The sequence below is a fragment of the Paenibacillus sp. ICGEB2008 genome (assembly GCF_000307675.1).
GTDB lineage: Bacteria > Bacillota > Bacilli > Paenibacillales > Paenibacillaceae > Paenibacillus > Paenibacillus polymyxa.
Genome location: NZ_AMQU01000006.1, coordinates 117,196 through 132,756, shown reverse-complemented (window position 1 = coordinate 132,756; position 15,561 = coordinate 117,196). Strand labels below are relative to the sequence as shown.

Annotated in this window: 15 protein-coding genes; 8 read left to right on the top strand and 7 right to left on the bottom strand. The window is 45.5% G+C overall.

The window, feature by feature from the left end; translation table 11 throughout:
- Positions 1 to 269 precede the first annotated feature (269 nt).
- The 3 genes from C400_RS0104075 to C400_RS26105 all read left to right on the top strand — a co-directional run bounded on the left by C400_RS0104075 (position 270) and on the right by C400_RS26105 (position 2,846).
- Positions 270 to 746, top strand: coding sequence for a DsrE/DsrF/DrsH-like family protein (locus C400_RS0104075; protein WP_016822540.1), 477 nt, complete (start codon positions 270 to 272; stop codon positions 744 to 746).
- Positions 747 to 881: 135 nt separating this feature from the next.
- Positions 882 to 2,390: an aminotransferase class V-fold PLP-dependent enzyme gene (locus C400_RS0104070; protein ID WP_017426054.1), complete on the top strand. Its 1,509-nt coding sequence runs from the start codon at positions 882 to 884 to the stop codon at positions 2,388 to 2,390.
- A gap of 54 nt (positions 2,391 to 2,444) precedes the next feature.
- On the top strand, positions 2,445 to 2,846 hold the full coding sequence (locus C400_RS26105; protein WP_017426053.1) for a hypothetical protein: 402 nt from the start codon (positions 2,445 to 2,447) through the stop codon (positions 2,844 to 2,846).
- A 107-nt stretch (positions 2,847 to 2,953) separates the two neighbouring features.
- On the opposite strand, the gene C400_RS0104060 is transcribed toward C400_RS26105, so the two are convergent.
- Positions 2,954 to 4,006, bottom strand: coding sequence for an LLM class flavin-dependent oxidoreductase (locus C400_RS0104060; RefSeq protein ID WP_017426052.1), 1,053 nt, complete (start codon positions 4,004 to 4,006; stop codon positions 2,954 to 2,956).
- A gap of 250 nt (positions 4,007 to 4,256) precedes the next feature.
- On the opposite strand from C400_RS0104060, the gene C400_RS0104055 reads away from it, so the two are divergent.
- Positions 4,257 to 5,012, top strand: a complete 756-nt coding sequence (locus C400_RS0104055) for an AIM24 family protein (protein ID WP_016822536.1) — start codon at positions 4,257 to 4,259, stop codon at positions 5,010 to 5,012.
- Between the two features lie 120 nt (positions 5,013 to 5,132).
- On the opposite strand, the gene C400_RS0104050 is transcribed toward C400_RS0104055, so the two are convergent.
- Both C400_RS0104050 and C400_RS0104045 read right to left on the bottom strand, forming a co-directional pair.
- On the bottom strand, positions 5,133 to 5,474 hold the full coding sequence (locus C400_RS0104050; RefSeq protein ID WP_016822535.1) for a zinc ribbon domain-containing protein YjdM: 342 nt from the start codon (positions 5,472 to 5,474) through the stop codon (positions 5,133 to 5,135).
- A gap of 155 nt (positions 5,475 to 5,629) precedes the next feature.
- On the bottom strand, positions 5,630 to 6,496 hold the full coding sequence (locus C400_RS0104045) for an SDR family oxidoreductase (RefSeq protein ID WP_017426051.1): 867 nt from the start codon (positions 6,494 to 6,496) through the stop codon (positions 5,630 to 5,632).
- Between the two features lie 148 nt (positions 6,497 to 6,644).
- Between C400_RS0104045 and C400_RS0104040 the strand changes: the two genes are divergently transcribed.
- Positions 6,645 to 7,538: a diacylglycerol/lipid kinase family protein gene (locus C400_RS0104040; protein ID WP_017426050.1), complete on the top strand. Its 894-nt coding sequence runs from the start codon at positions 6,645 to 6,647 to the stop codon at positions 7,536 to 7,538.
- Between the two features lie 14 nt (positions 7,539 to 7,552).
- Here the strand turns inward: C400_RS0104040 and C400_RS0104035 are convergent, their stop codons facing one another.
- Positions 7,553 to 8,095: a hypothetical protein gene (locus tag C400_RS0104035; RefSeq protein ID WP_016822532.1), complete on the bottom strand. Its 543-nt coding sequence runs from the start codon at positions 8,093 to 8,095 to the stop codon at positions 7,553 to 7,555.
- 97 nt (positions 8,096 to 8,192) lie between these two features.
- Here C400_RS0104035 and C400_RS0104030 point away from each other — a divergent pair, with 97 nt between their 5' ends.
- Together C400_RS0104030 and C400_RS0104025 are read left to right on the top strand one after the other, a co-directional pair.
- Complete coding sequence (locus tag C400_RS0104030; RefSeq protein WP_017426049.1) at positions 8,193 to 9,107, top strand: phosphatidate cytidylyltransferase; 915 nt, start codon at positions 8,193 to 8,195, stop codon at positions 9,105 to 9,107.
- A 115-nt stretch (positions 9,108 to 9,222) separates the two neighbouring features.
- Positions 9,223 to 9,564, top strand: coding sequence for a DUF3243 domain-containing protein (locus tag C400_RS0104025; RefSeq protein WP_013373818.1), 342 nt, complete (start codon positions 9,223 to 9,225; stop codon positions 9,562 to 9,564).
- Positions 9,565 to 9,703: 139 nt separating this feature from the next.
- Here C400_RS0104025 and C400_RS0104020 read toward each other — a convergent pair whose 3' ends face one another.
- Together C400_RS0104020 and C400_RS0104015 are read right to left on the bottom strand one after the other, a co-directional pair.
- The gene (locus C400_RS0104020; RefSeq protein WP_017426048.1) at positions 9,704 to 11,701 is read right to left on the bottom strand and encodes a PTS fructose transporter subunit IIABC; all 1,998 of its coding nucleotides are present in this window, start codon (positions 11,699 to 11,701) and stop codon (positions 9,704 to 9,706) included.
- A 169-nt stretch (positions 11,702 to 11,870) separates the two neighbouring features.
- A complete protein-coding gene (locus C400_RS0104015; protein ID WP_017426047.1) occupies positions 11,871 to 13,823 on the bottom strand; it encodes a BglG family transcription antiterminator in 1,953 nt (650 codons plus the stop codon).
- Between the two features lie 161 nt (positions 13,824 to 13,984).
- On the opposite strand from C400_RS0104015, the gene C400_RS0104010 reads away from it, so the two are divergent.
- Positions 13,985 to 14,869: a GNAT family N-acetyltransferase gene (locus tag C400_RS0104010; RefSeq protein WP_017426046.1), complete on the top strand. Its 885-nt coding sequence runs from the start codon at positions 13,985 to 13,987 to the stop codon at positions 14,867 to 14,869.
- On the opposite strand, the gene C400_RS0104005 is transcribed toward C400_RS0104010, so the two are convergent.
- A complete protein-coding gene (locus C400_RS0104005; RefSeq protein ID WP_017426045.1) occupies positions 14,850 to 15,407 on the bottom strand; it encodes a GNAT family N-acetyltransferase in 558 nt (185 codons plus the stop codon). The genes C400_RS0104010 and C400_RS0104005 overlap by 20 nt on opposite strands.
- Positions 15,408 to 15,561: the final 154 nt, after the last annotated feature.

Below are 15,561 nucleotides of genomic sequence, written 5' to 3'. Positions count from 1 at the left end.
ATGATTTTTTTTTGTTATTTTTAAAGTTTGACCTTTGAACAAAACCTTTATAGTCATTTAGGGTTTAAAACGATGTTGCCTTTAAATTATTCTCAGCCTGTCCTCAAATCATTCGTTCGTTGACAAGAAACGGGTACATTAATGCTGGTTACTAGCTCTAATATTCATAACACACATCTACTACAATTGTGATCAATATGTGAACTGGGCATAGTTCTCATTTCCAAATCCATACTGAATATATCTGTTGGTAATGGAGGCGGAAGATCGTGGACAAAAGGATGAATCTGCTTATGTTCAGCGGCGATTATGATAAAGCAATGGCCGGACTGATTTTGGCCAATACAGCTCGGGAGCTGGATGTCGAGGTTACGATGTTTTTTGCATTCTGGGGATTATCATTGGTTCGTGATCCCGATAAAATGACGCTTGAGGACAAGACCATTTACGAGAAACTTATGGATCTGGTGACTCCCAAGGGGCCTGAAGCTTTACCGCTATCCCATATGAATTTTAGCGGTCTGGGCAAGCTGATGCTGACGGAAATGCTGGAAGACAATGAGGCACCGAAGCTGATCCATTTCCTGAAAGGAGCCCGGAAGAAAAACGTCAAATTTTATGCCTGCAAGCTATCGGTGGATATTATGGGTTTTAAACCGGAAGAATTCATCCCTGAACTGGAAATTATCGAGGCAAAAACGTATCTAAAAGATGCGCTTGAATCGGATATGCAGCTTTTTATCTAATATATCCTCATGCCTTATCCTGCTATTGGATGAGGCTTTTTATTTTGACTAAATGATGACATTCGCCTATTTTTTTTAACCTATTCCAGCCTCCCTACGTACCCTAAGAAGATAGAACGACTTGGGAGGCGCCGTATGCTCATGGCTCGAATCGGAAGTAGTAACTGTAGGTATCAGCCTTCTAACGAGGCTTATTTCCAAAAGTATCGCGAAAATACAATCGGTTATCACCAGACCTTTGAATCTCCATATGGGCTTAAAAAGCTGATTTATGCGGATTGGGCAGCCAGCGGTCGTCTGTATGGCCCCATCGAGTCGAAAATAGTTCATGAATTAGGTCCATTTGTGGCGAACACGCATACGGAGTCTAATTTGACAGGTACTCTAATGACCCAAGCCTATGAAAAAGCAAAACAAATCATTAAGAACCACGTTCATGCCAATGAACATGATATCATTCTATTCGCCGGGTCCGGGATGACAGGTGCGGTGAATAAGCTTCAGCGACTATTAGGATTGAAAATACATGAAAAATTAAAGCCCCTCTACCCCATCGCTGAAAAAGACCGTCCCGTTATTTTTGTTACACACATGGAGCATCATTCCAATCATATTTCCTGGGCAGAAACCATTGGAGACGTTGTGTGTCTTCCTCCAGGTCCTGGAGGAATGGTCGATCCAGCTCATCTCGAACGACTGCTGCTTCAATTTCAGCATCGCCCGATCAAGATTGGCGCTTTTACCGCCTGCTCCAATGTTACAGGGTTTGAAGTGCCGATTCACCAGCTATCCCGCAAAATGCATGAACATGGCGGCGTATGTTTCGTTGATTTTTCGGCAAGCGCACCTTATGCGGAGATCGACATGCACCCTACAGATCCCCTTGAGAAACTGGACGGAATTGTATTTTCCCCTCACAAATTCCTTGGTGGCCCCGGTACAAGCGGCGTTCTCATTATGGATTCGCGGCTGTGCCTCCATTGTGCTCCCGATCAACCCGGGGGCGGTACAGTGAGTTGGACCAATCCTTGGGGTGGATACGAGTATAAGGATAGTATTGAAGCACGCGAGGATGGAGGGACCCCTCCTTTTCTACAGGCTGTTCGAACCGCGCTCTGTATTCAGCTGAAGGAACAAATGGGATACAGCCGCATGTTGGAGCGTAAAAAGGAGCTGACCTCATTATTGCTAAAAGGCTTGGGCACCATACCAGGTCTGCATATTTTGGGAGGAAACAGCCAAGATCGGCTGGGAATCGTTTCTTTCGTTGTCGGTCATATTCACTATAACCTGATTGTAAAACTACTAAATGATCGATTTGGCATTCAGGTCCGAGGCGGCTGTTCATGTGCAGGCCCCTATGGACATTATTTGCTGGGCATCGACCAGCAAGCATCTAAGCAAATGACAGACCTGATTCATGAGGGAGACTTATCTCGAAAGCCGGGCTGGGTGCGTCTGTCGCTTCATCCCATGATGACCAATCAGGAAATCTCCTATATTGTCTCTTCCATACGGGCTATCGTGGAAAACATCATAACCTGGCAAAAAGATTATACCTATCAACCGGAATCAAACGAATGGCGATCTATGAATGAACATCACAAAATAGACATCAGCAAATGGTTCAACTTTAGCAATTAAAAGACTCTTGTCCGTTTCCTTCTTTCAAACTACTCTAAAGCAGGCTGGTTTCGTGTGAACCCCGGTCAAACGATTCAAGTATGGAGCGGTTTCGCCGGAGGTAATACGTTTTTCTATTATGCCGAGGATGACTTTGGACGTACATGGCGAGGTTCATACTTCACTCAAGTTCCTGAAAATGCCTTCGATTGGTGCTGGGATACAGGCTGTACCACTTGTAGAAACGTGGGACTGCGGAGAATTGCGGTTAGCCCGTTCGTCTTGAACTATACTATCGACTTTATAACAAGCAGCAGTCAAAGAAAACCTGCATCAACCACACTCCGCATGACGCTGCCTTCCAAAGCAACTCAAGAGAAACCTATCTTGCGCAGAGTTCCTGCAAAACCTAAGAGACTAAAACAAGGAAAGCCTCTCCTGCAAAGACGCATCACGCATAAAAAACGGACCAAATAACAATGATCTGATCGGCCCCACCTGTACAGATTATTTAGAACCAAAAAAGGAGCGACCTCCTCACATGGTCTGCTCCTTTATCTTTCTCGATACTGAGGTCAATCCGCCTATTTGTTCTCGAATTCCCACTTGGATATCTCTTCACGCACCCGTGGCGCTACCTCTGTTCCCAATAATTCAATAGCTCTCATGACATCATCATGCGGCATCGTGCCGACGGGCACATGCAATAGAAACCGTGTAATGCCTACCTGTTTACGGAGGTGAATGATTTTCTTGGCTACCGTATCAGGATCGCCCACATATAATGCTCCTTCAAAGCTGCGCGCGGCATCGAAGCTGGAACGAGTATAAGGACCCCAACCACGTTCACGCCCAAGCACATTCATGCTCTGCTGAGTGGAAGGGAAAAACTTATCCGCTGCAAGCTCGGTAGTCTCCGCGATAAAACCATGCGAGTGGGATGCAACTGGAAGCAGCGATGCATCATGACCTGCATGTTTAGCTGCCTTTTTGTACAACTCCACCAAGGGTGCAAACTGCATAGGGCTGCCTCCAATAATGGCAAGCACCAACGGTAATCCAAGCAAGCCCGCACGAACCACTGATTCCTGATTGCCTCCACTCCCAATCCATACAGGCAAAGGATTTTGCACCGGACGCGGGTACACACCCAAATTGTTGATTGCGGGCCGATGTCCACCTTTCCAGGTCACTTTTTCGGATTCACGTATTTTCAATAACAGCTCCAGCTTTTCATCAAACAACTCATCGTAGTTATCCAGGTCATATCCAAACAATGGGAACGATTCGATAAAAGAACCTCGGCCTGCCATAATCTCAGCTCGTCCATTCGAAATACCGTCCAGCGTAGCAAAGTCCTGAAACACGCGCACCGGATCATCCGATGAAAGCACCGTAACCGCACTGGTTAGGCGAATTCGTTGGGTTTGTGCCGCAGCAGCAGCCAGTATAACAGCCGGAGCAGATGCCGCATAATCTTTACGATGATGCTCTCCCACGCCGTACACATCCAGTCCTACCTGATCAGCAAGTACAATTTCCTCGACCACTTCACGTATCCGTTGTGCGTGACTGATGACCTCACCGGTTTGGGGATCCGGTGTTGTTTCTACAAATGTGCTTATACCTATCTCCACTTATGCTACCCCCTATTATATGTTTCATTTTTATTCGGCTGCTTCCAAAGTAAATCATTTTAAAAACCGATATCTTTATATTGAACCTTTTTCACATCTTTTTCAAGCTCTCCTTTTCTAAGTCTGAAAATCAGGCGAGAGAAGTGCCGAGATCCACGCAGGAAAAGCAGTCTCTTTGTCGAATTTATGGTATGGAATAAATAAGATTTCCATCCCCACACCATGAAAACAACAAGGAGGCACATACATTATGGCTTTTGTCATTAATAATTTAAAGGATAACAGCAATGTTGCCATCACTGACCAATTAGGTGGATTTACGGTACTGGAATACATAACAGATTTGAGTTGCACCTCGGTTGCAGCTGCCAAAGACAATTACTATATGAGCAAAAGTAACATGCGCCGCAAGCAGCTCATGATCGAAATCAATAATAGTGAGATTATGATGAGGGCAGGTGCCATGCAATATACTGTAGGCAGCATGGAAATGACTACCGGTGTAAAAGGCGTCGGAGGCTTAATGCGAAACTTGGTATCCGGTGCTGTAACGGGGACAGGTGCTATTAAACCGCATTATAAAGGCACGGGGACCATTATGCTGGAGCCTACCTACCAATATATTTGGCTCATTGATGTGGATAATGATGACATTGCCATCGAAGACGGATTGTTTTTAGCTTGCGACACCACGCTGGACATATCCGTCGTTGCACGCAGTAATCTTTCTTCTGCTGCACTGGGCGGAGAAGGGTTATTTAATTTAAGCGCCCGTGGAAAAGGAGTGCTGGCACTTCAAGCGCCGATCCCTTCTGATGAAGCGGTCGTTATAGAATTGCAAAATGATGTGCTCAAGGTGGATGGCAACTTTGCCCTTATGTGGTCCAACACCCTACAGTTCACCGTCGAAAAATCGGGAAAAACCAAAATGGGCTCGGCCGCTTCCGGCGAAGGGCTGGTTAATGTATACAGGGGAACCGGAACTGTATGGCTAGCACCACTATGACATCTATGTGGGCATGAGCATTGGAAGCCCAATCATGCCAAATGCTAGTAAAAAAGGAGAAGCCTCGGCTTCTCCTTTTTTTAATCCTCATGGAACTGAATAGTTCCTCTGCTGTACACTTTAATTCTTTTTGACAAACTCCGATTTTAGCTTCATTGCTCCAAAACCATCGATTTTGCAATCAATATCGTGATCGCCGTCCACCAAACGGATATTTTTTACTTTGGTGCCGATTTTCAAGACGGAAGAGCTTCCCTTCACTTTAAGGTCTTTAATGACCGTTACAGAGTCACCATCCTTCAGAATGTTACCATTCGCATCTTTGACGACTTTTACATCTTCACTGCTTACGGATTCTGACTCGGCAGACCACTCATGAGCGCATTCCGGGCAAATGAACAGACTGCGGTCCTCATAGGTGTACTCTGAATTACACTCAGGACAGTTTGGCAAATTAGACATGGTATTATGTACTCCATTCATATATTATTTCTATTCCAAGCCTACCTTGGAGTTCCCTACAAGTATATTGGATAATCAGTCGCGGTTCCACTTATGAATGTAACTAAACAGATGCTAACCTTCCTAGGTAGCATCCGTTTTTGACAGTACGGTTATTATGCTTGAATTTGCTTGACTAGTTCACTAATCCCTTGGTTAAGCGGTGTAAGGGGACGCTTCAACAGCTTCTCTAAATCGTTGCTTGCGACATCCAAGGCTCCTTCGCGAATCGCCTGTTGAATGCCTACCACAATAGGGATGGCACCTTCCGGTACTCCCGCACCGAGCATAATCTCGGCATACGCAGCATCGTCCACTTGCTGTACAGGAACGTCTTTACCTAGGACCTCGGCAAGTATGGCTGCCAACTCTTTTTGGGTAATCGGCTTACCGGAGAGCTCGTATATGGTATTCTCATGCCCTTCGCCAGACAACACGGCTGCAGCCGCTTGCGCGTAATCAGCGCGGGCAGCCCAACCTACTCTACCGGACCCTGCTGAGGTTAACCATGGAGCTCCCGCGAGTACGGATTGGATCGTGCCTGCTTCATTCTCAAGATACCAATTATTACGCAAGAAGGAGTAAGGAATACCTGACTCACGAATGAACTCCTCCGTAATACGATGTACAGGTGCAAGGAATAGAGTGCTGTCAGCGGCATTGGCCGCACTGGTATACGCGATGAAGCCTACTCCCGCACGCACAGCAGCATCAACAGCCGCTTTATGCTGACGAATTCTAGTGTCATTATCCCCGTCTGCGGATATAATCAACAATCGATCTACACCAGCAAATGCCTGATCCAGCGTTTCTGGCTTGTCAAAATCGCCATGACGAACGTCAACGCCACGATTACGTAACCCCTCTGCTTTTTCCGGATTTCTTACGCTAACAATAAGGTCTTTTGCCGGGACGGATGCAAGCAATATATCTACCACAATGGAACCCAGTTGCCCCGTTGCTCCTGTTAATGCGATTTTCATACGAAATCCTCCATTCATATTTTTATTTACTTTTATATAGTAACTAAAAATATGATACATGTCTAATTTAGAGTCTAAAGGTATGCTTTACGGGTAAGGGTTGGTAACCCTGGTAACCCAGACCTTCCACAAAGAGAGGAATATGTGTATGAAGAAAGCTATGGTCATTGTAAATCCCTCTTCCGGCAAAGAGGAGTCCCTCCAACATGTCAGAAACGTAGAAGAAATTCTACGTGAGCAAGGATACGCTGTTACAGTCGAAGAGACGGCACAAGAACTTGATGCCACCCGTTTTTGCGTCACTGCTTGTCAGGAAACTTATGATCTAGTCGTTTCCCTCGGTGGAGATGGCACGCTCCACGAAACCATTAATGGTTTCATGGATCAAGACCATCGTCCAAAACTGGGGGTCATCCCTCTTGGGACGGTCAATGATTTTGCCCGTGCCTTACAAATTCCGCTAAGTCCCGAACTGGCGATCCGTACACTCACTTCTGCTCGCGTGAAAGCCGTAGATATGGGTCTCTTAAACGGTCGAATGTTTGCTAATGTTGTTGCCACTGGCTCGCTTGCCGAGTCGCTATCCGCTGTGTCGTCAGACGATAAATCCATGTTTGGCACATTTGCCTACATTAAAGAAGGTATGAAAGAACTGATCAACCATCCTGCCCATCCGCTTATCGTTCGCTATGATGACAAGACTTGGGAAGGCGAATCCCCACTCTTTCTTGCTGCTTTAACCAACTCAGTTGGCGGATTTGAGAAACTGGTGCCCGGGGCAGCAGTTGATGATGGCCTGCTTCACTGCTTTATTTTCAAAAACCTCAATATATTGAATACGGTGACAGCCAGTATATCCTTATTTTTAGGCAACTTGAAGGATCATAAAGACGTCGTTTACTTTACCGCAAAGCATGTAAGTGTCAGCTCCGCAGAATCGGTCAGTACGAATGTAGATGGTGAGGAAGGACCGTCTTTGCCTATTGAGGTTCGTATTCTACCGCGTCATATCGAGGTGATTGTGCCTGAGGAGTCTGAGTAATACGGTGCTTATCCTCAGGCTTGAGGCTCATACTCGCTCAATTTTCCTTCGTAGATCAAATGGAATCGGTCACTTTGCCGAAAATCGTCTGGTGTGATAAGGGCAGGCAACTTGTTCCATATTTTTATGCCGGATCGCTGTAAAATTTCCGCGACGAATTGCGAACAAAAATAAGAATTACTGAACTCGACTGGTTCTTTGAGTGCAACGCCAATCAAGCCCAGTAAGTTATACATATATTTTTGTCGGCTTCGGATAAAAACGTGTAGAACTCTCTTCATTTTTTCGACTTCGCGATTGGTTACTTGAAGCTCGTAGATAACACATGTTGTATTCGGAAATCTGCTGTATGTACCTGTTTTAATATCCTCTTTCACGAAACCACCATCCAGAGGGTTACTGGGGGTCTTTCTCCCGAAGCTGTATAACTCCGAAAGTTCTCGGTCGAAGGAAATGGAGGCGTGATTGTATGGCGCTCTTGTATAGCTTTTAATGACTCTCGTAAGAAACGTTCCCGTATTCGTAAGCAAGATAAAAACGGACTGATCAGCTACCATTTACGAAATTTCCCCTTATCAAGTTTGAATTATTCCTTCATAATAACATAGGACCCCCTTCATGGAATCCTATTTTGCTATAAGTTGGTGAGTCGCAATGGACAGTTCGTTATTCACGTTAACCCTCATTTGTATAGCCTTATTAATCATCCATCTGATTTATATAGTGGTAGCCAAAACACAGCCAAACAAAGACTATGCAGCTATTGGGCTTCGCATTAAGACCTGGTGGGGCATGTTCTTTATCTTTTGCCTGGCAACACTTTTCAATCCGATCGTTTCACTGCTTTCCTTGATGGTGCTTACTTTCTTTGCGTTAAAAGAATACTTCTCCATGATTAGATCTAGAAAAGCTGACCGCAGGTTATTTTTATGGGCATACTTGGCGATTCCTGTACAGTTTTATTGGATTTATATCGGGTGGTATGGAATGTTTATTGTCTTTATCCCTATCTATGTATTCTTGCTGCTGCCGCTCCCTCGATTGATCAATAAAGGAACCGTTGGTTTCTTGCGCAGTGTCAGCTCGACTCAATGGGGACTCATGCTGATGGTTTTTGGACTGAGTCACCTGGCATATTTTCAGTTTGCTACGCCGCAATATGGAGCGAAACTTGTACTTTTTCTAGTGGTACTGACACAACTCAATGATGTCGCACATTATCTGGCATCGCTCTATTTCGGCAAGCGGAAAATCGTCCCGACATCCAATCCCAATATAACTTGGGAAGGCTTTGCATTCGCTTTTCCCGTAACCATAGCGGCTTCCTATCTAATCTATCCGTACCTGACGCCGTTTGATCTGAAATTTGGGATTATTATGGGCATGTTGATTAGCTTGAGCGGTTTCTTCGGGAGCTTAACGGTTTCCGTGCTGAAGCGAGATTTATTAATCGGTGATGATGATAAGTTCGATGCTTTGAAAAAAAGCTACTTAAGCCGGGTGGATAGCTTGACCTACACCTCGCCCGTCTTTTTTCACGTAATTCGTTATTTTTTCGACTTTATGTAGCAATTGTCTCCCTGCACTCCGCTTCTCACCGTTTTCATTTTAGTGAGCCGGGGTAAGTACTACTGTACCGCAAGCAGTCCTTATCCTAGAAAACAATCTTGAGGAGGCGTTAGAAATGGCAGAGCACAATCATGTTGTAAATAAGGAAGGCGAAGTGGCACTGAACAAAGTAGATGACGCGTTAAATCGGATAGACGACAGCAAAAAGGATGACATTTTGGGCAGCTTTGATTCATTCAAAAGTTATTTGAGCGACAAAATTGAAATGGCTCAAAAAATCGGCTTGAATGAAGAAGTGATGGCAAAAGCAGCTGAGAAGATCGCAGGCTATCTGGCAGCCAAGGAAGAACCGCGCAATAGCGAGGAGAAGCTTCTTCAGGAATTGTGGAAGGTAGGGGACAAAGAGCAGCAGCACGCGCTTGCTCATATGCTCGTACGCGTGGCTCAATCCTCGTAGAAATATTTAATTGATGAAGAATAATATTTTACTATAAAAGAGCAGTCTATCCTTAAATGAGGATAGACTGCTTTTGCGTTTACTATCGTTGCAGCGCGTTCCGTTAGGGATTACAATATGTTCTGCTTAGCGTATGGAATTAATGTACCTGGGACAACAATTCATATGCATCTTCCTTGGTAGTAACCGCCAGAAGTGCTTCTCTGAAATGATCGTCCATCAGCTTACGAGACAGCATTTGCAGCACCTTCAGATGTGCATTGTCCTTGCTATTACGCGGAACAGCAATCATGAAGATTAGTTTCGCTTCACTGCCGTCCAAGCTTTTCCAGTCCACTCCGCTCCGCTTCAATCCAAAGACCACGCTTGGCTTCAGTACAGCTTCCGATTTACCGTGAGGGATGGCAATATTCATTCCAATGCCTGTGGAGCTTTCCTTCTCTCGGTCCAATATGGCCTGTTTAAAACCACTGGCAGAACTTACGGCTCCATTTCTCTCAAGTGTTCCGATCATTTCATCAATCACGGCATCCTGTGTCGTTCCTTCCAGATCCAGATCAATCAGATCCATCGTTACAATATCTGTCAACTTCTCCATGTGAATGGCTTGCGAAGATACGGCTGGATCGTTATTTGCAGTTGCTACAGCTGATGACTCTGCGGTAGTCGTAGTCATCCTAGATTGTTCCGTTACTGCGGCAGAATCTCCAGATGTCTCTTCTCCAAGAACAGCTGGATTTGCAGTTGCAATATCTCTTTTCAGCAGACTCACCAGGATGACCGACACAGCTGCGCCGACAATAACGGCAATGAAGAACATCAATACATTGTCCACTGCACCAAGGACGGCTACGATCGGTCCACCATGAGCTACCTTATCCCCTACATTTCCCAACATCGCAATGACTGAACCGACCATAGACCCTGCCATGATACTAGGAATAACACGCAATGGATCTTGTGCAGCGAAGGGAATCGCTCCTTCAGTAATACCGAATAGTCCCATCGTGAATGTCGCCTTTCCAGCCTCGCGTTCTGCTGGTGCAAATTTACGCTTGTTGATCATTGCTGCAAGTCCCATTCCAATCGGTGGAATACAAATCGCAACGGCGATCGGTCCCATAATTTCGTAATTTCCTTCACCAATCATGGCCGAGCCGAATAAAAATGCTACTTTATTGACTGGACCACCCATATCGAAGGAGATCATCGCACCTAAAATCAGTGCCAATAAAATTGAACTTGTACCTTGCATACCTGCAAGCCAACCCGTTAAAGCTTCAAACAATTGTGCGACTGGAGAACCGATGATAAAGACAAAGATTAATCCTACAATTAAAGATGACAACACAGGGATAATAATAATAGGCATGATCGGCTGTAACGCTCGCCCAACCTTCATTTTCCGAATACCCAGTGCAACATAACCCGCCAGGAAACCAGCGATAATTCCGCCGATAAATCCGGCTCCCGCCTCACTTCCATAAAAACTGCCGTTCGCAGCAATGAATCCGCCAACCATACCCGGTGCAAGCCCCGGTCTATCCGCAATACTCATCGCGATGAATCCAGCGAGGATTGGTATCATAAAGGTAAACGAAGCCGAACCGATATCCTGAACCGTCTTCCAAAATGAACCGTCCGGTATAACCAGACCGCCTGGTGTCTTCTCACCACCAATCGTCAATGCAATGGCAATGAGCAATCCCCCAATGACGATAAAGGGCACCATATAGGATACACCATTCATCAAGTGGCGGTAGATAGGATTTTGCTTCGGTTTATTCTCCTGTGAGCTAGCTTCGGAGGCACGTGACTCTGCCTGGTACACAGGCACATTCCCCTTCATCACCCGCTGGATCAATTCTTCCGGACGGCGAATCCCATCTTGTACTCCAACGACCAGCAATTTCTTGCCGACGAAGCGGTCTTTGACCACCGTCTTATCCGCTGCAATAATAATGCCATCCGCTTCACGGATCTCCTGCTCCGTTAGTTGATTTTCTACTCCAATGGAGCCTTGTGTCTCGACCTTCATCTCGATACCCAGCTTGGCTGCTGCCTTTTGCAGATTCTCAGCTGCCATATACGTATGTGCAATTCCGTTAGGACATGAGGTAATCGCTAATATCTTCATAGTCATTCCCCTTCTCTCTGGTGTTTCCGCTTACATTGATAGTATAACCGCCTTTTTTGCTGTTATCGGGCGAACTTTTTACCGGAACTTTCGGAAAAATAGAATAATACGGACAAAAAAACAGGACTTATCTATAAGTCCTGCTCCAAAGCATGGCTTTTAATTTAGTTTATCCCTTTAGCTTCCCTAATAGTCTCATCGCATCGGTCTCCTTGGATAAAGCATGAACTAGAGCTGGCTGCTCACTGATTAGGGACAACTCCTTAAATAACTGCCGCATTTCTTCCCGCCCATCCTGTTTTACCGCAAGCAAGAACACAAGCTCCACTTTCTCGGTTCCCCAAGTAAGTGGCTTCTTTAAAGTAGCGACTACAATGGCGGACTGCCTTATCCACTCTGAGCCGCCATGCGGGATGGCTATGCCTCCCCCGATCGTCGTAGCCGACATTTTCTCTCGCGCCAATACGCTGTCCACATAACCTGTTTCCACATATCCTTTGTCCTCCAGTATTTGCGCCAGCTTGGAAATCAATTGTTCGGGACGCTGCACTTCTTGCTGGGGAAAGACTAAAAAAGGGGTTGTGTACTTAAAAAATACAGATTCATCTACGACTCTAGGTTCCGGCTCATCCATTCGTCTGATCACTTGCTCCAGTTGACGCTCATCCTTGGCATCTAGCAATGGAGAGACGAGAATATGCGGAACACTAAGCTCTGGAAGATCCACGGTTGTAATGATCAGATCCAACTCCCGGGTTGCCAGATAGTCCTGGACTTCTGCCTTCGAAAGAGTTGTCTCCACATGTACAGCCGGAAACTTACGTTCCACCTTTGTGCGCAATAGCTGGGACATACCAATGCCCATGTGACACACGATAATGGCCCTCTGAGGATGACTTTCTTTCTGGTGAAGTCGCTCCACAGAAGCCTGAAAATGTAGCGTTAAATACGCCGCTTCCTCCTCGGGGAACGATAACCGAACCAAATTCCCTACCTCTTCCAGCGTAATAATAACCCGGTCGAACATGTAAGGGTACATCTTCTTGATCTCAGTCAGCATAGGATTAGACACCGTCAACCCATATTGAAGCCGATTCAGGGTCGTATATAAATGGACTTTCAACCCTTTCAGCAACATCTTATCCTTGGAAAAGTCAATCATATTCAGCTCCGACATCCGCCGGACTAACTGCTCAATCAGTTTAGGCAAAAGCGGATGGCTGTCTGCCAGATCGCTGTGTTTCCCCTTGCTATCCTCCTGCTGATAACGAAACTTTCCACCCAACAAATGCAGGGTTAGATAGGCCGTTTCTTCCTTGGAAAAAGGTACGGAGAACAGCTTTTGCAGCTGCCGTAAAAACGCAGTAGCCCATGTAAACTCAACCTTCTCCTGCAAAAAGGCAATGTCTTGTTCGGAGAGAGAAATGGGCTGTCCCAGCTTGGTTCGTTTGACCATTAAGAGAATATGGAGCATGAGACCCTCAAAGGCTTCATCAGTAAAGCTGAGTTCATGATGCTTTTGAAATACTTTTAATTCATGATGGATGGTGGCAATCTCGTGTGGCTCAAACTGCTTGCGCATCATCTGTCCCGTCAACTCAGGACTATCAATCAGCTGATTCATCCGCGCCAAAGCGATCCGCTTGTTTTTCTCAGTGCCTTGAATGGTCAAGCCTACGCGCTGCTTGGTAATCAAGGCAAGATCAAAGCTGTGCAGCCAGTCATCAATCTTTTCCATATCTCTACGGATCACCGTCTTGTTCACATAATACTGAGAGGCCAGATCTTGTATCGTTACAGGCTTGGCATCCATCAAGAGCCGATAGGCGAGATGCAGCACCCTCTCCTCATCCGATTCATGCTGGGCTGTACTATCGCCTGCATACAGCCGGTGAAATAAATCAGCCTGCTCCGCTTCACTGATCTCCAAATAAATGCCACGTCCCGGTCTTCTCACCAGATTGGCATTGGAGTGCTTGACTAGATATTCTTCAATTACTTTTAGATCGTTTCGAATCGTCTTTTCTGAGCAATCCGTTTGATCGGCCAGATCCTGCACCAACCACAGTCGGTTCGATTCAGTTAACAACTTGCGAAAAATTTCTACTTGCCTTTTGTTCATTCCAATCTCCTATCTTCCAAAATAAAGAATGTCCAGGCATACCGGGTTATATTTTGTTAGCTTTATATTAGCTTATCGATATACTCATTGTAACCCTACAGCAACATACGGAGTGTATAATAAGACAATCCCAATATACTGGATTTTCAGGAGGAAGAACAGTGATCACCTATTTGAGATGCAATGAAGTCAGCATGGAGCACATTTTCCAGGCATTTTCGCTCGGATTCTCAGACTATTCCATTCGCCTGACCATGGAACAAGACAATTTCGCGGCACGTTTTTTCGGTCCAGAGGGTAATTCACGGAGCCACTCTTTCCTTGCCATGGATGAAGATCAGCCAATTGGCTTGATTCTAGGCGGTATCCGGCAGTTTGACGGGTATAAGACCATGCGTTGCGGCACGCTATGCATCGGTCCAGCTTACCGTGGCCAGGGTATTAGCAACAGGTTGCTCGAATTGCATAAACAAACGGCCATCTCCGAGAACTGTCAGCAGCTATGGCTCGAAGTCATTACGGATAATGATCGGGCTGTCCAGTTCTATAAAAAGCACGGCTATGAGGTACGCTATACGCTAAAATACTACAACGGTACTGTCCCATCAATCTCTCCCGCTCCCTCATCACCGTACATGTTTAAGAAACTAACATTTGATGATGTCGCAGATTTTCGTACAACTCTTACCGACTGTCACATCCATTGGCAAAGTGACACACCTTATTACGCTAACAGCACACAGGAAGTTTTTCTCGGCATCTATGCGGTGAATCAAACCCGAGTCGGTATGATTGCTATGAGTGCTCAAGGTAAAATCAACTTTCTTTGGGTCGATCCCAAACATCGAAACCAAGGCCTTGGACGTACCCTACTTCATAAAGCGGCAGAAACCCAAAAGGTCGAGAAGGTATATATCTGCCTGTCCGACAATAACTCTCTTGAAGGCTTTATCCAAAAAACAGGCTTCTCGAAGGACCCTATTGAGCAATATGAAATGTGTATCCCCCTTGATCCAACTACTTCTCTCATTTCTGAGAACGATTGATATATTCTGATTTAACCAGTGCGCACATGCAAAGATCATCATATTTACCCAACGTAAATTCATACTGGGACAGGATTCCTTCCTGCCGAAAGCCTGCTTTTTCAAGCAAACGCAAGGATTGTGTATTCTCCGGCTCTACTAGCGCCTGAATGCGGTTCAACGGTAGGGTATGAAACCCATAGTTGATCACAGCCGCAAGTGCCTCGGACATTAACCCTTGACCCCAATAGGCTCTGGACAATTCATAGCCCATTTCTGCCCGGTGATGACGTTGATCCCAGTTATGAAATCCGCAAGAACCGATGATTTTACCTTCCTTCGTTTGAAGAGCCCAGCGGATTCCCTGGTCTGTCTCCAAAATCCGATCATACCAACGGATCTCATCCAGTGCCTCCTGTTCAGACTCAAATGGGCTCAGCCCGTAAAACTTCATCACCTGCTCATCTGAAAAGTATTCCAACATGTCCTTGCTGTCCGTCGCTACCATTTTTCGTAATACAAGACGTTCGGTTGTTATAACCGGAAACTCACCTTTCATATTCTCACCCCTGTCCCCTTGTTCACTTTTGCCAGCTTTCCATTCATACCTACGCCTCCTAAGTTCAATATTCGATGATCATTACTTTCTTCTTCCAATTATAAAGTAAATGAAAGAATACCTCTAAAGGGATATTTATAATTAGTTCTTTGTT